Source organism: Paraburkholderia sp. UCT31 (assembly GCF_014397655.1).
GTDB classification, from domain to species: Bacteria; Pseudomonadota; Gammaproteobacteria; order Burkholderiales; family Burkholderiaceae; genus Paraburkholderia; species Paraburkholderia tuberum.
The window spans coordinates 160,450-180,747 of sequence record NZ_VZQP01000012.1; the positions used below are offsets into that span (position 1 = coordinate 160,450).

Sequence of the window (20,298 nt, forward strand, 5' to 3'; positions counted from 1 at the left end):
AGCTGCGCGGACCTTAGATCTTGCCGATCAGGTCGAGCGACGGGGTCAGCGTTTGCGCGCCCGGCGTCCACTTGGCGGGGCACACTTCGCCCGGGTGCTTGGCGATGTACTGAGCAGCCTGAACCTTGCGCAGCAGTTCGCCAGCGTCACGGCCGATGCCGTTGTCATGAATTTCGCACAGCTTGATCTCGCCTTCCGGGTTGATCACGAACGTGCCACGCAGCGCGAGGCCTTCTTCTTCGATCAGCACGTCGAAGTTGCGCGAGATAGCGAGCGTCGGGTCAGCCAGCATCGGGTACTTGATCTTGCGGATCGTATCCGACGTGTCGTGCCAGGCCTTGTGCGTGAAGTGCGTATCGGTCGACACGCTGTAGATTTCCACACCGATCTTCTTGAAATCTTCATAACGATCGGCCAGGTCACCGAGTTCGGTCGGGCACACGAACGTGAAGTCGGCCGGGTAGAACACGAAAACCGACCACTTGCCCTTCAGGCTTTCTTCAGTGACGGTCTGGAAATCGCCGTTGTGAAAAGCCTGTGCTTTGAACGGTTTGACTTGACTGTTGATGATCGGCATTTGCTGAATCCTCTCTTTGAGGGGGTTGGAAAGTTGAATCAGTATGTCAGACTACGCTTAATAGGTAAAGCGGATTGTGTTAATGAGTTCGATAGTCTCGAACTATTCATTTCGTCGGTCGAAACTATCGGACGATTTGCCGGGCGTTTCAGCCCTTCAGAAGCCGCCACAGCGTGGTTCTGCCAATGCCGAGCGCTCGGCTCGCGGCGGCGCGATTGCCGCCCGATTGTTCGAGGGCGCGCAGCGCAGCCTCACGGCTGGGGGTAGCGCGCGGAGCCGTACTGCCGGGCGCAGGGCCCGGAGGCGCCTGTGTGATCTGCTCGACCTCGACCGCCCTGATCCGGAAGAACTCGGGAAACACGGCCTGCCGGTCTGGCAAGGCGTCGGCAGTCAAGTTCCCGGACATCTCGTTGGTTGGCTCACCGATATAAATCGCCGCGCGGGCCAGGAGATTTTCCAGTTCGCGGACGTTACCGGGCCACGCGTAATCCGCAAAAAGCGGGGCGAGAAACACGAGCACCCGCTCGAGCCCCGCCGCCGACAAGCCGTACTGCAGCGCGCTGCGCTCCAACAGGTGCCGCGCCAGCGGCGCGATATCGGCACGGCGTTCGCGCAGCGGCGGCAATTTTATCTGAAGCAGATTTAATCTGAAATACAGGTCCGCGCGAAACGCGCCCTCCTCGACGAGCGCGTGCAGATCGCGGTGCGTCGCAGCGATCACCCTCACGTCGACCGGCGTCGCGCGGCCCGCGCCGAGCTTCATCACCTCGCGCTCCTGCAGCACGCGCAAAAGCCGGCTTTGCAGCGCGGCCGGCATTTCGCCGATCTCATCGAGAAAAATAGTGCCGGTGTGCGCGATTTCAAACAACCCCGGCTTGCCGCCGCGCCGCGCACCCGTGAACGCCCCTTCCTCGTGTCCGAACAGTTCGCTTTCGATCAGCCCCTCGGGCACCGCCGCGCAGTTGAACGCGACAAACGGATTGCCGCGCCGCCGGCTCGCGTTGTGGATGCCCTGTGCGACCAGTTCCTTGCCGGTGCCGCTTTCACCACTCAGGAGCACGGTCGCGTCGTGCGCGGCGCCGGCGCGCGCGAGCCGGCGCACGCGTTCGAGCGCCGCCGAAGCGCCGATCAGATCGTCGAGCCGGTGCCGCGCAACCAGATGCCTCGGCCGCTGGCTGGTGCGCAGGGAACGGTCGATCCGCTGCGCAACGAGCGCGTCCTGCGCCGTTACGACGAAACCGGCGCGCGCGCCCTGCTCGACGATCGGCACACAGCCGACGATCAGTGCGCGGCCGCCGATCTGTTCGATGCGTTCGTCGACCGGCTGGTCGGCGGCGCGCGTCTCGCGCAGCAGCGGCGCGAGCGCGCGCGCCACTCGTGCGGGGGTGTCCTCGTCGTCGTTTGGGACCGCCTGCGCGGCGCCTAGACCGAGCAGTTCGAGCATTGCCGGGTTGACGGCTTCGAGCTGGGCGGCTTCGTCGAACGCGGCGACGCCGTCGCGCAGATGCGCGACGATCGTGTTCAGGCGCACCCGCTTCGATTCCTTCTGGCGGCTCACCCGCGCCAGTTCGACCGAGCGCTCGAACGCTTCCTCGACCGCGGCAAGCGAATACAGGAACACGCTTTCCATGCCGGCCTGCTGCGCCAGATCGCAGGCCATGCCAGCGCCGACCACCACGCGGCAGCCCTGCGCGGCGAGTTCATCGACTGCGAGCCGCACTTCGTCGATCGACCGATACGCGCGCTGCCGCAGATCGACGTTCAAGAGCGGGCTCAGGTCGGCCAGCTCCTGCGCGATTGCTTCGTGCAGTACGAGCCCGATGCGCGCCTGCGGCCATGTGGCGGTCGCGCGCGTGATCGCGCTCAACACGTCGAAGCCATTCACCTTGACCATTACCACCGGCACGCTGAGGTTCTCGCGCAGGTACGCGCCGTTCGAGCCGGCGGACAGTACGACGTCGACCGAACCTGCGTCCACGTAAGCCTGCAGCGCGGCGACGGCCGCGCCGTAGCCCTCCCGCACCGTGAAGAACTTCGCCCGGCCCGCGTAGCGCGGCGCCACCGCCTCGCAAAGCGACTGCAGTCGGCTGATACTGACGAGTGCGACACCGGGCCGCCCGGCATCGACGGCGGGGCCAGGATTGGCGACAAATGGGGTGAACGTGGACACGCGGCTCTCCTTGATTGAAACGTTCCTCGAAACGTTTCATGAAACGTTCCACCGATTGTGCCATGAACGTTCAGGCAGCAGTTCATATCGCGCAAACCCTTGTTCCAGCGGCACGACCGGCGAACTGCCATTCAATGGCACGCTTCCTGCGGAATGTCGGCCGCGTTCCCTTACCGATTTCCCTTCTGGAGACCTGCATCATGACCACCACTTCCGCCACCCGCCGCGCCGCCTTCCGCGCCAAGGTCAATCAGCGTCAGGGCCTGCTCGTGCCCGGCGCGTTCAACGCGATGAGCGCGCGCGTGATCGAGGACGCCGGCTTCGAGGCGGTCTACATCACCGGCGCGGGCGTCACGAACATGTCGCTCGGTCTACCCGACCTGGGCTTCATCGGCCTTGCCGAAGTCGCAGAGCACACCGCGCGCATCCGCGACGCGGTCGCGCTGCCGCTGATCGTCGATGCCGACACCGGCTTCGGCAACGCGCTGAACGTGCGCCAGACCGTGCGCGTGCTGGAGCGCAGCGGCGCCGACGTGATCCAGTTCGAAGATCAGGTGATGCCGAAAAAATGCGGCCACTTCTCGGGCAAGGAAGTCGTCGCGGCGAGCGAGATGGTCGGCAAGATCCGCGCGGCTGTCGACGCGCGCGAAGACGCGAACCTGCAGATCATGGCGCGCACCGACGCGGCCGCAGTCCACGGCATCGAGGACGCGATCGAGCGCGGTCATCGCTTCATCGAGGCGGGCGCCGACATCCTGTTCATCGAGGCGACCGAATCGCTCGCCGACATCGAGCGTCTGCCGGGGCTGTTCAATGTGCCGCAGCTGATCAACATCGTGATCGGCGGCAAGACGCCGGTGCAGTCGCGCGACGCGCTCGCGAAGCTCGGCTACGGCATCGTGCTGTACGCGAATGCGGCGCTGCAGGGCGCGGTGCTCGGCATGCAGCGCGCGCTCGGCAGGTTGCAAAGCAACGGCCGCCTCGACGAGGACGCGACGATCGTCGCGCCGTTCAGCGAGCGCCAGCGGCTCGTCAACAAGCCGCTGTATGACCGGCTGGACAAGGAGTACGCGGGGAAGGACTGACGCTCGGGCGGCGGCGCGGCGGTGCGACGCGCTGCATGCCTGCGCGATATGGAACCCGTTATTGCGTTAGGATTCAGGGCTGGCAATCAGGCAAGCTGATGTTCGCGTCAGCCCGCCGCGACCGTTCGCGGCGCCGGCCTCGTCCGCGGGGCCGCTCTCCCGGCTGCCGGCAGAAGCACAAAAACGCAAACGAAAGGTCGTCGCAAGCACCATGAAGTCAAACTCTTCACGCGCCCCGCGCGGGCTCGTCAATTGTCTTTCAGCGCGCACGCGCGCAGCACGGGAGCTCGCCCGATGAGCTGCAGCGGCACCCGCACCGCGCACGTCGGCTGGCTGCCGTACATCGTCGCGGCTACCTTCTTCATGGAGTACCTCGACACCACGGTGATCGCCACCGCGCTGCCGCAGATGGCGCGTTCGTTCGGCGTCGGCCCGAACAGCCTGAGTCTCGGCATGACCGCCTACATGCTCGCGCTCGCGATCTTCATCCCGGCGAGCGGCTGGGTCGCCGACCGCTGCGGCGCGCGCACCGTGTTCGTCAGCGCGATCGGCGTGTTCACGGTCGCGTCGGTGCTGTGCGGACTGTCGCAGAACGTGCCCGAGTTCACGGCCGCGCGGCTGCTGCAAGGCATCGGCGGCGCGATGATGGTGCCGGTCGGCCGTCTCATCGTGGTCCGCAGCACCGAGAAAGCTCGCATGATGCAGGCAATCTCGACGATCACATGGCCGGCCATCGCGGCGCCGGTGGTCGGCCCGCCGATCGGCGGCTTCATCACGACCTACGCGTCGTGGCGCTGGATCTTCCTGCTGAATGTGCCGTTCGGCCTCGCGGCGATTGCCGTCGCGCTCGCCATCGTGCCGAACCTGCGCGGCACCGAACGCAAGCCGCTCGACGTCGTCGGCCTGCTGCTGAGCGGCGTCGCGCTGACCGCGATTCTGTACGGCGCAGAACTCGCGAGCCAGCCGGCCACCGATCCGTGGCTCGCGGTCTCGATCGCGGCGGGCGGTCTGCTGGTCGGCGCGCTCGCGTTCCAGCATGCGAAGCGTCATCCGTATCCGCTCGTCGACGTATCGACGCTGAAGGTGCCGACGTTTTCCGTGACGGTCATCACCGGCTCGTTCACGCGCATTGGCATTGGCGCGGTGCCCTATCTGATGCCGCTGCTGTTCCAGGTCGGTTTCGGGCTGTCGGCGTTCCGCTCGGGGCTGCTGCTGCTCGCGAGCGCGCTCGGCAATCTCGGCATGAAGGCGCTGACCACGCGCATCCTGCAGCGCTATGGCTTCCGGATGGTGTCGATCGTCGATGTGGCGGTGGCCGGCATTTTCATCATCGCGTGCGGACTGCTGACGCCGGACGTGCCGCTCGTGTTCGTGCTGATCGTCGTGTTCGTGTACGGCGTCGCGCGCTCGATGCAGTTCTCCACGCTCGCGACGCTCGCCTATGCCGACATCCCGCAGCCGCAGATGAGCGCGGCGAGTACGCTGTGGAGCGCGGCCGCGCAGATGACGATCGGTCTCGGCATCGCATTCGGCGCGGTGTCGCTGCGCGTCGCGGCGCTGTTCAACGGCGAGACGACCGGCCACGTGTTCACGCTCGACGATTTCCGCCTCGCGTTCCTGTTCGCGGGCGTGCTGACGCTGCTGTCCGTGCTTGGATATATGGGGCTCGCCCGCAATGCTGGGCAGAGTATCGGTGGGGGTTCGCGCGGCGGCGAAACTCCGGCGAAGAGCTAGGGGTCGCGCAAGCGCTGCGCGATCAAAAGGAGACGTGCCGTGCAAGCAGGCGAACTGACGATTTCCAGCCGCATCGACGATCTCGACCTCGACCTCGTCTACATATTCCTGTCGCAGGAAACGCCGTGGGCGCGAGGCATGCCACGCGCGACCTTCAAGCGCGCCGTCGCCGGGTCGCTCTGCTTCGGTGGGTTTGTCGACGGCAAGCAGATGGCGTTCGCGCGCCTCGTCACCGACGAGGCGACCTTCGCCTACCTATGCGACCTGTTCGTGCTGCCCGCGTATCGCGGCCAGGGCTATGCGTCGGCGTTGATGAAACATATCTTTGCGAGCCCTTCGCTCGTCACGCTGCGCAGAATCATGTTGGTCACGACCGACGCGCATCACGTCTATGCGCCGCATGGGTTCACGTCGCTCGAGAACCCCGAGCGGTATATGGAGCTGCACCGACCGGATGTTTACAAAGCGGCCGAATAGGCCCCGCCTCGGCACGCCTCCCACTGATGGGACCCAGCCTCAGCCGTACGCGCGCCCGCGCATCCACTTCGTCATGATCCACTTATCGCCGGCAAGCACCGGCGCGCCGCCCGCGCGCACCTAGTCGCGCTTCAACTGCCCGCGATAGTGCAGCAGCCCTCGGCGCGCCTGCTGCCTGAGCATCCGCTGCACGAACGGCGACCAGCCGAACAGCGTGCCGCGCACGCCCATCGCCTGGCGCATCCACAGCCACAGATCGAAGCGGTCGCGATGCTCGACGATGAGCCCATCGCGGAACACGAAACGCGCCTCGATCCGGTTCACGACGTCGCGCCCCGTCTGGACGAAACGGTAGCGCGCCACCCACTGCGCGCGGCCGGTATGGTCGTCCGCCTCGATGTCGCTGAAGGTCAGCGTGAAGTCTTGCGCATGCTTGACGAGCATGCGCCACATGTCGCGCGCTTCGTCGCCGACCAGCTCGCCGAAAGCGGGGTCGCTGAAGACGACGTCGTCGGCATAACAGGCGACCATGGTCTCGGCGTCGCGTTGCTGGAAGGCGGTGTAGAAACGTTCGATCAGCTCGGTGTTGGGATGGCTCATTGATGTCGTATCGTGTATTGCGGGAGCGCGTCATGCACGCGCAGAGTCGTGCCGCATACGCTCGCCGATTGCATCGCGCTGCCGGGCGTCGTCTACCGTGACATCGCCGGCCGGGCGATTGGGTCCGAAATCGCGCTCGCGTTTCGTCGGCACGAGCGAGCGCCCGCCGTCAAGGCGTTCCTGCGCTTCGCGCGCGATGGTAAAGATTCACGCTGACGGCAGCGTCGCTACGTTGATCGGGGTCGGCGTCCTGTCGGATATTGCGGTAGGTCTGCCCTTCATGCAGCACTGGGCGCTGATGACCCGCCCGCTCGTGACCATGCCGATGCGTCAGAAAGCTGGATCAGCCTTCGTCCGCATATGCGCGGCCTCGAATCTCGGCCAGCGACGTATCGACCAGCAAGCGGCCCGCATCGAACACCGTCTCGAGCGCTTCATCCCACTCGCCCTCCACCGTGCTCCCGTCCCACGCGATCGGCAACGTGACCGTCCGGTACTCGCCGGTGCGGCGATGGCGCAGCAAGGTGAGCCGGCCTTTCATCGAGCGCTTGGCGTGATCCGTGACTGGATCCTTCGACACATCGAGCCACGTGTCGCCTAGCCGGATCGCCGAGCACTTCATCGCGAAGCGCTGCGTATCGCGGTTGATCTGCTGCAACAGCGCACCGCCCATGCCGAACACGATGTTGTCGGTGGCGAAGCCGGCCTCGTCCATCGCGGCGAGGATCGCGACGATCGAATCCGGGTTCACGCCATCACCCTGAATCACGCGCACATGGTCGAGCACGCGCCGCCCCTTGCTGTTGGTCTGCGACCCGAACGAAGCCTCCAGCGAGCGCAGCGTGTGCAGGACGATCGTGCACGGATCGCCGGAGTCCGGGCGAATCACGAGCATGCCGCCGGAATCGAGCACGGCCTGCTTCAGCTCGCCGCCCCATGCGTTCAGCGCGGCGAACAGGTCGTAAGAGTCGGACACCACCGAAACGATCGCGCCCGGCTTGCCGAAGCGGGCGATCATGTTGCGATACGCGTCGACTTCGCGCTCGCGGCCCCACGACGTGATCGTGCTGTGCTCGGCCGCCGGCACCGAGAACGCGGCCATGCGGTCGCGGTAGTAGTGATTCGCCGCAACCACGCCGAGCACCGTATCCGAGCCCATGAAGCTGACGAGATGTGCCGCGCCGCCGATCGCCGCCGACTCCGCGCTCGACACGCCGCGCGCGCCGAAATCATGCAGCTTGAACGGTAGCTGCGAGAGATCGTCGCTGCTTTTCAGCAGATACGCGCGGATCGTCTGGCGCAGATGCCAGCTTTGCGTCGCGACCGTGATCGGATACCACACGCGCATCAGCATCGTCTCCAGATACGACGTGAGCCAGAACACCTGCGGATCGTCGCATTCGACGGTGACGAGCACGTTGTGCGTGGGCACGACCGAGCCTTCGGGCGCCGCGCGAATCCGCACCGGCAGATGGCCGCCGTATCGCTGCACGACGTAGCGCCAGCCCGCCTCGTTGAACGGCTCGCCGTGCGCGCTGAAGAAGCTCCGCGCCTGGTCGATCATCGCGCCGGTAACCGGCCGGCACAGGTACTCCTTCAGCAGCATCTGCAAGCCGAAGAACAGCGTGCGGCCGTAACGTCCGCCGCGCGATTCGATGTACGAGAACATCGCCGTCGCGTCGGGCGGATATTGCAGATAGTGCGACGCCTTGTACGAATCCGTATTCAGAATCGGATTGGAGAGGATCGACGCGAGGTCGCTGAAACCCTGCGCGTTTTGCATGGACGGTGCTGCCCTCACGTGATTTTCTCGCTGGAGTGACCGGACGGCGCGAGCCTGCCCGACGCTTTCGAAACTCTGAGGCCGCGGCTTTACGCCTACAGACTATGCCGGGGATGACCCTGTACCTCACCTTACTACGGTATGCGCGATAGCGCTCGTCGTCGGACTGTAGCTTCTCTTCGCGCAGGATGAGTCTGGCCCGCAGCGCCAACCGCAGCCGCAGACGATCATGTTCCGGATCTCGAGGTTCACCAGCAGAAGACCGGGCTAGAGCAGCGAGTAGACGTCGTCCTAGCCCCCCGGCTTCAATTGCGGCGGCAGATTCGGCCACGTCGCGAGCAACCTGCCGAGCATGCTCCTGCGCCGCTCCGCACCCGCGGGCCACAGCATGTTCGCGAGCAGCACGATACCTTGCGCGAGCCCGCTGTCGCGCGCGCACGCGACGAGCGGCACGCCGCGGCTGAGCGCATCGTTGACGTGCTGATCGTCGCGCGGCAGTTGATGCGCGACCCTCGCGCCGAGCGTGCGTTCGAGCATCGGCAGATTGATCTGCGCGTCCTTGTCGTACTGGTTGACGACGACCCGCACCTTGCCGGACGGATGCCCCAGTTCGCGAAAGATATCGAGCATGCGGCGCGCGCCATGCAGGTACAGCGGGTTCTGCCGCACCACCATGCAGATCGCGTCGCTATGCGCGAGCGCGCGGATCGTCGACGGATTCAGGCTCGGGCCGACGTCGATCAGCACCGCGTCGTAGCGCTCGCGCGCCAGCGTCAGAATCCGGTCCACCTGACCGGGCAGCAGTTCGGCGGCCTTCAACGGATCGCCGGCGCCGGCGAGCAGATCCAGGTTCGGGCACACGTGCATCGCGCACGCGTCGAACAGCGCCGGGTCGAGTTGCTCGTTGCGCGAGCACAGATCGACGAGCGTCATGGGCGGGGGGCGATTCGCCATCAGCAGGCTCGCGTCGGCGAATTGCTGGCTCAGGTCGATCAGCAGCACGCGCCGCTCACGCCGCGCGGCGAGCGCGCACGCGAGGTTGACCGCGATCAGCGTGGTGCCGCTACCGCCCTTGCTCGACGCCAGCGTGACCACGCGCGCGTGGCGCCGCTCGGGCTCGCGGCGCCGCGCTTCGATCTGCGCAAGCGCATCGACGACGGCCTGACGATCGAGCGGCCACGACAGCACCTGCCGCACGCCGACGCGCAGCGCCGCGCCGATCAGCGCGGTGGACGGCGCCGGCGTCACCAGCATGCAATGGAGCGTCGGCGCGCAGGCGAGCGTTTCCTCGATGCCGTCTAGTCCGCGGACGCTCAGATTGGCGTCGTCGACGATCAGCAGGTCGGCGCCGCGGACCACGCGCGCGTGCATCGGCAGTTGCCGGGCCGGGCCGAAGGCGGTGTGCAGCCGGTAACGCACGCCGCTCTCTTCGAGCCGCACGACGATTCGCTGCGCGTTTTCGATGCTCGCGGCAATCAGGAAGATGTCGATCATGGCAGCTCTGCGGCGCTTGGCGCGTCATGCGCGGGCTTTTATTCCAGTCGTCTGTTCACGATTGACGACGCAGGCTTCGGCGCGAGTTCCTTACCGCGACGCTCCTCCGTGAAAGCCATGAGCCGGCAAACGGTGTTATCGAATTCCTGCGCGGTCGCTGCGAGCCGACGAGCGGCAAGCGTCAGACGTCGGTTTCATCGTCGTCGCGCCGCTGCGCCGCGCTGCGTTCAGCGCGCACCGGCATGGCGTACAGCGCGTCGCGCAGCAGGTCGCGGCGGATCTCGGCTTGCGCTCGGCGCTCGAGCGCCTCGGCGACGACGAGCGTCAGCAGATCGACCGACGAGCCCGCCGCCTGCGCGAAAAAGCGCGCGCGCGATGCCGCGACATACCGCCGGTAAGTGCTTCTGGTTCCTCCCGAAGCGGCCGGCCGGCGAATCAGTTGTGGTTTCATGTCAACCCCCGATGTCGAGCAGATTTGCGCCAGGTCACGCCGTCTGGTCTCAGCGCCCCGGCCGTTGGGCCAGGTCGCCGTGCCCGTCCCAACCCACGGACACGGCCCCTGGTTCACCTCGTACATTCGTCTCTCTGTGGAGACTAGCGTCTCTCCCCGCTTCGTCGCGCCGGCCGGTGTCCTGATCCGGCGCTGCCCCTTCCCTTTGCGGCGCGTCGCTCGCGAACGTTGCCAGCGCGTTGCCTGTCGTTATCGCCACCCTTCTCGCGTCGTGAGGACAAAAAGTCGAAAAGGAAAAACGGCGAAGTCGTTGCCCTTTTTTTCGTCCGGGTTTGAATGGCCGCCAAACCGGTCCGCCACTCACCCGTTTTCTAACGTATTCAAGAAGGCCCCGCCGCGCTCCCGCAAACACCTGATGGCTTCCCCGACCATGTCTGCGAGTGACTTTTTTACCGCCGGTCTTTTTTAATCCGGTTTTCCCCGTACCGTCGACCTGGCGGCAAAACATTTTTCTGTGCAGACCTTATTGCAATGGTTATGCCAACACGCGTTCGAATCGGTAAGGCGCCCGTCACGGCTTCACGCTGCCGAGAAATCGGTTTGCTTTTGACGCAGTGCGAGCCTGCCCGATTTTTGGCGTGGCGCGCATTGATTCGTTTCTGACACGCCAAATCGCCGCGCGCTGGCCGCAAAGCGCGCCTCCCGCTCCGTCTCGCCAGCCTGCTGACTCGCCGCGGGGCCGGCCACACGCGGCTTCGCCGCTCCTTCCGGCTGGCAAAGCGCCCCACCCGGCGCGGCAAAACGCATTCGACTCGCGCTGTCCAATCTGTCGCAACTGTGAAACATGACTGCTCGCGCCCCGTCCGTTTTAGTCACGCCTTAATACCAGGGCAATTGCTACGCAATGTGCGATTCCGCGCATAACCGGCCTTGACCGCTTATTCATTAGCGATCCGTGTTAATCCGAAAATCCAACACGCATTCTTCATCCCTGTTTCTTTGTCTGGCGCTTTCAGGCGCTTTCGCTTATCGTTAGGCCATGCGCCAATCAGAGCGCTTCTATCAGCGCCAACGAGGCAAGCCACGGTTCAAGTGGTTTTCACGGTTCGGGGAAAAAATCGCCGGGCAGTTTCAGCAATGAACGACAAGGTCGCCGCCATTGCATGAATCGGTCCGCCATGCAGCGCGTTCCGGTTCGCGCCGCGCTTGAAGCGTGTCCCTTGTTCGTGATTGCTGCTGTCGTGAATGCGTCGCAGCCGGAGTGCAGCAACTGGCCGCCTGAATCTCACAACGTCGCACGGCAGTCCTGAGGATCGAACGGGGGGAACCATGACTACGACTTGCACACCGGCCGATATGGAACGCACGGTTCTGTACGTGGCGAACGCGCCCGACCAGATACTCGTCGAGTTTCTGGCCGCGTCGGGATGGCAAGCCGTGCACGCAAAAAGCACGGCCGTGGCGGAACGCATGATCGAACGCGGCAACATCAAGGTCGGTCTCGTTCAGTTGCCCGAAGATTGCACGTCACAGCAGCTGTCCGCGCTCGCGCTGTGCATGCGCCGCGTCGAAACCAACTGGGTCGCGCAGATCGTGCCGGGCCAGGCCGACAACGAGCTGGTCAGCCGTTTCATCCTCGATTACTGCTTCGACTTCGTCACGCAGCCGTGGCTCAACGAGCGGCTCGTGTTCGCGCTCGGCCACGCGCATGGGCTGTCGAGCCTGCGTCAGCCGCGCGTCGCGCCGGAGCCGTCGCTCGGCCGCCACGGCATGGTCGGGCAATGCGAGCCGATGCAGCAGCTCTACCGGCGCATCGACAAATGCAGCGTGACCGATGCGCCGGTGTTCATCGCGGGCGAATCGGGCACCGGCAAGGAGCTGACCGCTCGTGCTATTCACGACCGCTCGCCGCGCGCGGGCCGCACGTTCGTCGCGATCAATTGCGCGGCGATTCCGCCGAGCCTGTTGCAGGCCGAACTGTTCGGTCACGAGCGCGGCGCTTTTACCGGCGCGCTGCAACGCAAGCTCGGCCGGATCGAGAGCGCGCATGAAGGCACGCTGTTTCTCGACGAAATCGGCGACATGCCGCACGAATGCCAGGCGGTGCTGCTGCGCTTCCTGCAGGAAGGCACGATCGAGCGGCTTGGCGGCAACGGTCCGATCAGCGTCGACGTGCGCGTGATCTCGGCCACCCACGTCGATCTGGAGCGCGCCGTCGAAGACGGGCGTTTCCGTTCCGACCTCTATCACCGGCTGTGCGTGCTGCGCCTCGTCGAGCCGCCATTGCGCGAGCGCGGCGGCGACATCAAGCTCCTCGCCAATTACGCGCTCAGCATGTACAAGCAGGACGGCGCGCGCAAGCTGCGCGGCCTGTCGAGCGACGCGATCGTCGCGATGTCGAACTATCCGTGGCCCGGCAACGTGCGCGAGCTGATCAACTGCGTGCGCCGCGCGGTCGTGATGAGCGAGGGCCGCTTCATCACCGCGAGCGACCTCGGCCTACCCGAAGCTGACAATGGCCCGGCGGTCACGCTGGCGGAAATCCGCAGCAAGGCCGAAAAGGATGCGATCGAGAACGCGCTGCTGCGGCACGGCTACAAGCTGTCCGATGCGGCGGCCGAACTCGGCATTTCGCGCGCGACGCTGTACCGGCTGATGCACGCGAACCGGCTGCATCAGGAGCCGGCCGGACGCGGCGCGAGCAGCGGCCCCCATGCCGATGACGAAGCAGAGCGCCAGACCTCTTCAGTGGCATAAGCGCGGATTTAAGCGTTTTTTGTAGTGAACGCTTAGCAGCGCACAGTCACGGCGATTGAGCATTCCCGACTTTCCGTGCTCTGCCCGCACGTAGCGTGGTCGTCGAGAACATCCTCGCGCCGCCGCCAGCATTGCCACCCGGCAAGCGGCCTCCTACCTCCTGCGCCGCCCCGCCCACGGGGCTTTCCGGGCAGGCTTTCTGCTGCCTTCGACAGGCCTGCCGGCCATCATCGGCTATCCTGTCGGGTCAACGCCCCGCCCGACGGGCGCCGCTCTCGCGGCCCTTTCGCCCGTCCGGCGGGCCTCCGCCGCAGGAACTTCAGCGCCCCGCCCCGTGTCGGTCCCGGGTCACCCCGCTGAAACAGCCCATGTTCCGGCACAATCGTCCGCACTGGCTTCATCCCGCTTTACACCCTATGCCAAAATTTCTGCGTGTCTGTTTTTTCATTTTTCTGCTCGCCGGCGCGGCGCCCGTCTTCGCCGCCGCGCCTGATCCTGCCCATCCCACGCCCGCGACCCCCGCTTCCGCCGCCGTCACGCTGACACCTCAGCAGGCCCGCGACGCGCTCGCTGTCCTGAACGACCCCAAACGCCGCGCGCAAGTCGCCGATACGCTGCAAGCGATCGCCGCGGCCGGCGCGTTGAGCGCGCCGCCCGCATCCGCGCCGGCGGCGGCGTCGGCGCCCGCCGCCGCAAGCGGCGCAGCCGCGCTCGTGCCGGACGCGTTCAAATCCAATGGCCTCGCCTCGCAACTCGCGCGCGAGGGCGCGCATTACGCCGGCTATCTCGCGACCTCGCTGCGCGGCTCGATCGCCGCGCTGCTCGACGTCGCGTCGGTGCGCGCATGGTGGAACTGGCAGTTCGCCAATCCGCACGCGCGCGCGGTGCTGTTCGAGGTGCTGTGGTCGCTGCTGGCCGCGCTGATCCCCGCTCTGGTGCTCGAATGGCTGGCGCGGCTGCTGCTGCGGCGCGTCTATCGGGCAATCGCCGCGCGCCGCGAAGCCGCGCTGCAGGATGACAACGACAACTCACCGCCGCCCGCGCACGCCGCCGGCGCCGCGCCGGCAGGTCATCCGCCGACCGGCACGCCGCCGCTGCCCCCGATGTCATCGGTGCCGTCAGTGCTCGAAGCGCAGGCACAAGCCGTCGCGACTGGCCCGGCCGCGCCGTACGCGACGCCATCCGCCAAAGGCCGCGCCATCGAAGCCGAAGGCAAGCGCAACGCGACGCACCACTGGACGCTGCTGCAACGTCTGCCGCGCGCGTTGCTGATCACGCTGGTGCGGCTCGTGCCGATCGCGGTGTTCCTCGCCGCGGCGAGCGCGCTGATGTCGATCTTCACCGGCAACGGCACGCCGCAGGATCGCGCGCTCGATTCGCTGATCGACGTCTATGTGGTGTGCCGCTGCGTCGTGATCGTCGGCGCGTTCTTCCTGGAGCCGAGCGCACCGCGTCTGCGGCTGCTGCGCATGGGCGATGCGTGGGCCGCGTTCGTGCTCGACTGGATCGTGCGAATCGTCAGCGTGGTCGGCGCCGGCGTCGCGCTAGCCGAAGTCGCGCAGGCGCTTGGCATGAACGACGCCGCGCATCTCGCGCTGCTGAAAGTGGTCGCACTCGCCGGTCACGTGATGATCTCGATCCTCGTGCTGCGCTGCGCGAAACCGGTCGCCAACCGGATCCGCAATCGCTTCGCCGCTCACGAGTCGTTAGAGATGTTCGGCAACGCGTTCGCGGACGCGTGGGCCGTGGTGACCGTGGTCATCGTGATGGGCCTGTGGTTCGTCTGGGCCTTCGACGTACGGAACGGCTATCACGCGCTCGTGAATATCGGCGGCATGACGCTCGCGATACTGATCGGCGCACGGCTCGTGTCGATCGTGATCTTCGGCGCGCTCGCGCGCATCTTCCATGTGCAGGACGAAGCGTCACACTCGCTCGTGCATCAGCACGCCTACCGATACTATCCGGCGCTGCGGCGCGTGATCGGCTGGATCATCGGCAGCGTCACCGCGCTCGTGCTGTTGCAGGCGTGGGGCGTCGACGTCATCGATCTGTTCCGCAGCGGCACGATCGGCCACCGGCTCGCCTCGGCGCTCGCGACGATCGCCGTCGCCGCGATCATCGCGCTAGTGGTGTGGGAGCTCGTCAACGTGTCGGCCGAACGTCGCCTCGATAACTGGACGAGCAGCGGCGATCTGGTGCGCGCCGCGCGTCTGCGCACCTTGATGCCGATGCTGCGCACCGCGCTGTTCTGCGTGATCGCGCTCGTCGTCGTGCTGACCGGCCTGAGCCAACTCGGCGTGAACATCGGCCCGCTGCTCGCGGGCGCGAGCATCTTCGGCGTCGCGCTCGGCTTCGGCTCGCAGAAGCTCGTGCAGGACTTCATCACCGGCATCTTTCTGCTGATGGAAAACGCGATGCAGGTCGGCGACTGGGTCACGCTCGCGGGCGTGTCGGGCACCGTCGAATATCTGTCGATTCGCACCGTGCGGCTGCGCGGCGGCGACGGCTCGCTGTTTACGGTGCCGTTCAGCTCGGTGTCGACCGTGAACAACACGAATCGCGGCATCGGCAACGCGGCGGTGCGCGTGAATATCGTGTTCGGCCAGGACGTCGAGCGCGCGATCGACACGCTGAAGGAAATCGGCGCATCGCTGCGCACGGACGACAACTTCAAGGACGGCATCCTGGCGGACTTCTCGTTCTGGGGCGTCGATGCGGTCGACGGTTCGGCGATCACGCTGGCCGGCCAGATGCAATGCCGCGATACGTCGCGCTGGGGCGTGCAACGCGAATTCAACCGACGCATCCTCGAGCGCTTCAGCGAACTCGGCATCGAGATCGCGAATCCGCAGCGTCATCTGCTCACGTGGGACCCGGCGAGCAAGGCCAGGTTCGACACGGCCCTGCCGCGCGAACGCCATGGCGACCGGCCGGACGGCGACGCCGCGGGGGACGGCCACGCTCCGCACAAGGGCGACGCGCCGCTCGACGACCAGATCCCGGTTGATCCGAGCCCGGCCGGCGGCCCTGGTACGCCCGGCAATCCGGGCTCGACCTCGCCGCACGCGTGACGCGTCGCGCGTCGCGCGCGTAAAGGTTCGCTAGCGCGGCGCTAGCGAACCTGCCACCAGCGCGGCAACAGGCGCCGCACTTCCGGCCTGCGAAAGCGGTCGTCGATCAGATGCACGACGCCGCGGTCCTCTTCGGTGCGGATCACGCGCCCCGCCGCCTGCACGACTTTCTGCAAACCCGGATACAGGTACATGTAGTCGTAGCCATTGCCGAAGCGCGCATCGAGCGCGCGGCGCATCTGCTCGTTGACGTCGTTGATCTGCGGCAGACCGAGCGTCGCGACGAACGCGCCGATCAGTTGCTGCCCGGTCAGATCGACACCCTCCGAAAAAGCGCCGCCGAGCACCGCGAAGCCGATGCCCTGATTCATCGTCCTGAAGCGCGCGAGAAACGCATCGCGCGCGGCTTCGTCCATGCCGGGTTCCTGCGCCCACACCGGCAAGCCGGGATGCCGCTCGCGCAGCAGCGCGACCACGCGTTGCAGATAGTCGAAACTGCTCAGGAACCCCAGATAATTGCCGGGCTGGGAGTCGTACTGCTTCGCGATCAGCTCCACGATCGGCGCGAGCGAGCGTTCGCGGTCACGCCAGCGCGTCGACACATGAGCGGCCACGTGCACCTGCAACTGCTCCGCGCGAAACGGTCCCTCGACGTCGAGCCATTGCGTGTCCTCGGCGAGCCCAAGTGTGTCGCGATAGAAATGCTGCGGATTCAGCGTGCCGGAGAACATCACCGTGGTACGCGCGGCCGCATAGCGTGGCGCGAGGAACGGCGCGGGGATCACGTTGCGCACACAGAGCGTCGCACTGGTTTTGTCGCGCGGCGCGTAGCGCTCGGCGCTCAATGTCACGTCGAACATCGAGTGCTCGCCGAACTGCTCGGCGAGCGCGACGAAGTGCATCGCGTCGAAGAAAACCCGCAGCGCATGTTCGTCGATCGACAACGGCGCGTCGGCGAGCTGATCCGTTACCGCGCCGATCAGATTCTGCGCGGCGGACAGCAATTTACCTAGCACCTCCGCATACACCTGATAGCTGGATGTCTGCGTGCGCTTCACCGCATTCCACTCGCGCTGCAAGCGTTCGAGCGGCTTCTTCAGCGCCACCGGCGCGCTCTTGCGCACGAGCCGGAACGCGCTTTGATCTAGCGACGCGGTATACATGCGCCGCGCGCGTTCGAGCAGGTTGTGCGCTTCGTCGACCAGCACGCCGACGCGCCACTGGTTGATCTGCGTGAGCGCATGCAGCATCGCGCTCCCGTCGTAGTAGTAGTTGTAATCGCCGACGATCACGTCGGCCCAGCGCGCGAGCTCCTGCGACAGATAGTACGGACAGATATTGTGCGTGAGCGCAGCCTCGCGCACCGCCGCGCGATCGAGCCGTGGCGTCGCCAACGCGGCGGCGCGCGCCGCATCGAGACGGTCGTAAATGCCGCGCGCGAGCGGACAGGACTCGCCGTTGCAGGCTTTGTCCGGATGCTCGCAGGCTTTGTCGCGCGCGACGAGTTCGAGCGTTCTGAGCGGCAACGGCGCGCTCTGGTGCAGCGAGTCGATCGCATCGAACGCGAGCGCGCGGCCCGGCGTCTTCGCGGTCAGAAAGAACACGCGATCGAGCCGGTCTTCGCCGCAGGCTTTCAGCAACGGAAAAATCGTCGCCAGCGTCTTACCGATACCGGTCGGCGCCTGCGCCATCAACGGCTTGCCGTCGCGTGCCGCGCGATACACGGCCACCGCGAGCTCGCGCTGCCCGCGCCGAAACCGCCCATACGGAAACTGCAACGCGACGAGCGCCGCGTTGCGCGCGACGCGATGCGCGTCTTCCTGCACGGCCCAATCGAGAAATCGTTCACACTGGTCGACGAAGAAGATTTCGAGTTCGCGCGCGCTGTGCTGTTGCGTCAGCACGGTTTCCTTCTGACTGCCGATATCGAAGTACACGAGCGCGACCGTCAGCTCGCCGAGCCCGCGCGCCCGGCACAGCAGATGCCCATACACGAGTGCCTGCGCCCAATGCAGCACGCGATGATTCGCGGGCATACGCGCGAGATCGCCGCGATACGTCTTCACTTCTTCGAGCCGGTTCGCGATTCCGTCGTAGCCGTCCGCGCGGCCGCGCACGGTCAGACTGCGATGCGTGCCCGTCAGCGTGAGTTCGGTTTCATAGCCGCTCGCGCGACGGCCGGCGACCATCTGATGACCCGCGATGCCTTCGAGCGAAGTCGGCGCGGGCGTGAAGCGCAGATCGAGATCGCCGCGCCGAGCGGTGAATTCGCACATCGCGCGGACGGCCACCACGTAGCTCATACGACGCGCTCGGCTTCGGCTTGCGTCGCGTCGTCCGCTTCGCTCTGCGCCTCTTGCCCGGCCCAGCGCACGTCGACGACGCGCACCGGCATGCCGTGCTGCGCGCAGTACGCGAGCCAGCGGATCTGGTTGTCCTGCAGACGATCGCCGGGGCCTTTCACCTCGATCAGTTCATAGCGACGCTCGGCCGGCCAGAACCGGATCAGGTCGGGCAAGCCCGAACGATTGCCGCGAATGTCGCGCAGCAAGCGCTCGAAGCACAGCTTCAGATGCGCGGCGGGCAGACAGTCGAGCGCGAGCGCGATGAGGTCGGGCGTCAGCAGTCCCCAGAACACGAACGGCGACTGCATGCCGGCCTTGTCGTGCAGATGCCGCAGAATCGTGTCGCGATAGACGCCGCTATCGAGCTGCGCGAAGCACGCGGCGAACTGCGTGGCGCGACGCGCGTGAAAGTCCGGCGCGTGCAGATCGGCCGGTCCGCGTTGGAACGGATGAAAAAACGCGCCGGGCAACGCCGTGAACACGGGCTCCCAGCACAGCAGGCCGAATAGCGAATTGATCAGCGCGTTCTCGACGTAGTGCACCGGCGCGGCGTCGCTGCTCAAATGATCGCGCACCAGGTACTCGACGGCCACCGGCGTATCAGGCTTCGGCAGCACCAGCGTGCTGCGCTCCACAGGCCTCGCCGCTGGTGCGCGCGGCACCGGCTCGCCGCACTTGCGCCGCAAGCGCGGCAACATCCGGGCGACGCGCTGCGCCTCTTCTTCGCTCTCAGGCGCGGCATCGGCCTGCGAGGCCAGCGCCAGCGCTTCGCCGTAACGCTCGCTGCGCTCGAGCACGCGCATGCGTCGAAGACGCGCGCCGGGCCAAGCGCACGCGTCGTACACCGCGAGCGCGGTGTCCCACTGCCCGCGCCGCTCGCAATCCTGGCCGATCCGGAACAGTAGTTTCGCGCGACGCGTTTCGAGCCACGGATTCGCGGTGCCGATCGAGCGGACGGTCGCGATCAGTTCGTGAAGGTTGGGGATGTCGGTGCCGACCGGTAGCCATTCGAGCGCTTCGCGGCACGCGTGCAGCGCGAGATAAACGTCGACGTCCGCGCGTTGCTGGAACGCGCGCGACAAAGGTCCGAACGCGACCTTCTCGTACTGGAACACGCCAAGATCGGCGAGCACGAACTCCGACCAGTCCTGATGCAGATTGCCGAAGAACATTAGGCGCAAGCGATCGCACAACGGCGCGATCGCGACGTGCAGCACGCGGTCCGTAGAAGCGTCGTGCCAGGCGGCGAGCGGACGCGATGTGCACGCTTGCGCGTCGCCGCTTGCGGTTTCATGAAACTCGCGCAGCGTTTCGAGCAGATCCGGTTTGCGCAAAGCCTTTGCGCCGGGAATCCGCGCGATCGCGTCCGCGAAGATGTCCAGCAATTGCGCACGCGTGCTGAGCGCAAACAGGTCGTCGAGAGACAGGGCCGGCTCGGTGTCGATCCAGCGATGCACCGTCATCGGCATCGCCGCCTGCAACGGACAGCCGATTTCGTCATAAGCCAGGCGGCTCGCGCGGAACAGCATGCCTTTGCGCATCAGCATGCGCACGAGCAGCGCACGCGATGCCTGCGGCAACGTCGCGAAAGTTTCCAGAAAAGCGTGCTCTTCGTCGTCGAGCAGATCGTCGTAACGCGCGGCGAGCCACGCAAGCGCGCGCTCGAAATTCAGCAGGTAGTAAGGGGCTTCAGAGCGGATCTCTGAGCGAGCATTGGTTGCCACGGACTTTGTGCGGGACCTGTATGTTTA

General features: G+C 66.1%; 13 protein-coding genes and 1 pseudogene. 6 read left to right on the top strand and 8 right to left on the bottom strand.

Annotation, left to right across the window (positions count from 1 at the left end; translation table 11 throughout):
• Window positions 1-13: 13 nt before the first annotated feature.
• Window positions 14-577, bottom strand: a complete 564-nt coding sequence (gene ahpC, locus F6X40_RS13060) for an alkyl hydroperoxide reductase subunit C (RefSeq protein ID WP_187628145.1) — start codon at window positions 575-577, stop codon at window positions 14-16.
• A gap of 148 nt (window positions 578-725) precedes the next feature.
• Window positions 726-2,747: a propionate catabolism operon regulatory protein PrpR gene (gene prpR, locus F6X40_RS13065; protein ID WP_187628146.1), complete on the bottom strand. Its 2,022-nt coding sequence runs from the start codon at window positions 2,745-2,747 to the stop codon at window positions 726-728.
• A 200-nt stretch (window positions 2,748-2,947) separates the two neighbouring features.
• Between prpR and F6X40_RS13070 the strand changes: the two genes are divergently transcribed.
• From F6X40_RS13070 to F6X40_RS13080, 3 genes are all read left to right on the top strand, one after another.
• Complete coding sequence (locus F6X40_RS13070; protein WP_187628147.1) at window positions 2,948-3,832, top strand: oxaloacetate decarboxylase; 885 nt, start codon at window positions 2,948-2,950, stop codon at window positions 3,830-3,832.
• A gap of 294 nt (window positions 3,833-4,126) precedes the next feature.
• Complete coding sequence (locus tag F6X40_RS13075) at window positions 4,127-5,566, top strand: MFS transporter (protein WP_187628148.1); 1,440 nt, start codon at window positions 4,127-4,129, stop codon at window positions 5,564-5,566.
• Window positions 5,567-5,605: 39 nt separating this feature from the next.
• The gene (locus F6X40_RS13080; protein ID WP_187628149.1) at window positions 5,606-6,043 is read left to right on the top strand and encodes a GNAT family N-acetyltransferase; all 438 of its coding nucleotides are present in this window, start codon (window positions 5,606-5,608) and stop codon (window positions 6,041-6,043) included.
• Between the two features lie 120 nt (window positions 6,044-6,163).
• On the opposite strand, the gene F6X40_RS13085 is transcribed toward F6X40_RS13080, so the two are convergent.
• A complete protein-coding gene (locus F6X40_RS13085) occupies window positions 6,164-6,643 on the bottom strand; it encodes a nuclear transport factor 2 family protein (protein ID WP_184035513.1) in 480 nt (159 codons plus the stop codon).
• 45 nt (window positions 6,644-6,688) lie between these two features.
• Here F6X40_RS13085 and F6X40_RS13090 point away from each other — a divergent pair.
• Window positions 6,689-6,859 (top strand): annotated as a pseudogene (locus tag F6X40_RS13090) (LysR family transcriptional regulator); the annotation flags it as partial.
• A gap of 127 nt (window positions 6,860-6,986) precedes the next feature.
• Here the strand turns inward: F6X40_RS13090 and F6X40_RS13095 are convergent.
• The 3 genes from F6X40_RS13095 to F6X40_RS13105 form a co-directional block, all read right to left on the bottom strand.
• A complete protein-coding gene (locus tag F6X40_RS13095; RefSeq protein ID WP_187628150.1) occupies window positions 6,987-8,426 on the bottom strand; it encodes a nicotinate phosphoribosyltransferase in 1,440 nt (479 codons plus the stop codon).
• 291 nt (window positions 8,427-8,717) lie between these two features.
• Window positions 8,718-9,920 carry a CpaE family protein gene (locus F6X40_RS13100; RefSeq protein ID WP_187628151.1) on the bottom strand — a complete coding sequence of 401 codons (1,203 nt, stop codon included), beginning with the start codon at window positions 9,918-9,920 and terminating at the stop codon, window positions 8,718-8,720.
• 181 nt (window positions 9,921-10,101) lie between these two features.
• Window positions 10,102-10,371, bottom strand: a complete 270-nt coding sequence (locus tag F6X40_RS13105) for a hypothetical protein (RefSeq protein WP_184059979.1) — start codon at window positions 10,369-10,371, stop codon at window positions 10,102-10,104.
• Between the two features lie 1,329 nt (window positions 10,372-11,700).
• Here F6X40_RS13105 and F6X40_RS13110 point away from each other — a divergent pair.
• Together F6X40_RS13110 and F6X40_RS13115 are read left to right on the top strand one after the other, a co-directional pair.
• A complete protein-coding gene (locus tag F6X40_RS13110; RefSeq protein WP_184062431.1) occupies window positions 11,701-13,128 on the top strand; it encodes a sigma-54-dependent transcriptional regulator in 1,428 nt (475 codons plus the stop codon).
• A gap of 416 nt (window positions 13,129-13,544) precedes the next feature.
• Window positions 13,545-16,202 carry a mechanosensitive ion channel domain-containing protein gene (locus F6X40_RS13115; RefSeq protein ID WP_187628152.1) on the top strand — a complete coding sequence of 886 codons (2,658 nt, stop codon included), beginning with the start codon at window positions 13,545-13,547 and terminating at the stop codon, window positions 16,200-16,202.
• A gap of 41 nt (window positions 16,203-16,243) precedes the next feature.
• On the opposite strand, the gene F6X40_RS13120 is transcribed toward F6X40_RS13115, so the two are convergent.
• Both F6X40_RS13120 and F6X40_RS13125 read right to left on the bottom strand, forming a co-directional pair.
• Complete coding sequence (locus F6X40_RS13120) at window positions 16,244-18,505, bottom strand: ATP-dependent DNA helicase (protein WP_187628153.1); 2,262 nt, start codon at window positions 18,503-18,505, stop codon at window positions 16,244-16,246.
• Window positions 18,502-20,271 carry a VRR-NUC domain-containing protein gene (locus F6X40_RS13125; protein ID WP_187628154.1) on the bottom strand — a complete coding sequence of 590 codons (1,770 nt, stop codon included), beginning with the start codon at window positions 20,269-20,271 and terminating at the stop codon, window positions 18,502-18,504. The genes F6X40_RS13120 and F6X40_RS13125 overlap by 4 nt, the downstream gene beginning before the upstream one ends.
• Window positions 20,272-20,298: the final 27 nt, after the last annotated feature.

Excerpts from the sequence above, each read along its gene's own strand:
- ahpC (WP_187628145.1), bottom strand. The coding sequence starts at position 577 with ATGCCGATCATCAACAGTCAAGTCAAACCGTTCAAAGCACAGGCTTTT.
- F6X40_RS13070 (WP_187628147.1), top strand. The coding sequence starts at position 2,948 with ATGACCACCACTTCCGCCACCCGCCGCGCCGCCTTCCGCGCCAAGGTC.
- F6X40_RS13075 (WP_187628148.1), top strand. The coding sequence starts at position 4,127 with ATGAGCTGCAGCGGCACCCGCACCGCGCACGTCGGCTGGCTGCCGTAC.
- F6X40_RS13085 (WP_184035513.1), bottom strand. The coding sequence starts at position 6,643 with ATGAGCCATCCCAACACCGAGCTGATCGAACGTTTCTACACCGCCTTC.
- F6X40_RS13095 (WP_187628150.1), bottom strand. The coding sequence starts at position 8,426 with ATGCAAAACGCGCAGGGTTTCAGCGACCTCGCGTCGATCCTCTCCAAT.
- F6X40_RS13100 (WP_187628151.1), bottom strand. The coding sequence starts at position 9,920 with ATGATCGACATCTTCCTGATTGCCGCGAGCATCGAAAACGCGCAGCGA.
- F6X40_RS13105 (WP_184059979.1), bottom strand. The coding sequence starts at position 10,371 with ATGAAACCACAACTGATTCGCCGGCCGGCCGCTTCGGGAGGAACCAGA.
- F6X40_RS13110 (WP_184062431.1), top strand. The coding sequence starts at position 11,701 with ATGACTACGACTTGCACACCGGCCGATATGGAACGCACGGTTCTGTAC.
- F6X40_RS13115 (WP_187628152.1), top strand. The coding sequence starts at position 13,545 with ATGCCAAAATTTCTGCGTGTCTGTTTTTTCATTTTTCTGCTCGCCGGC.
- F6X40_RS13120 (WP_187628153.1), bottom strand. The coding sequence starts at position 18,505 with ATGAGCTACGTGGTGGCCGTCCGCGCGATGTGCGAATTCACCGCTCGG.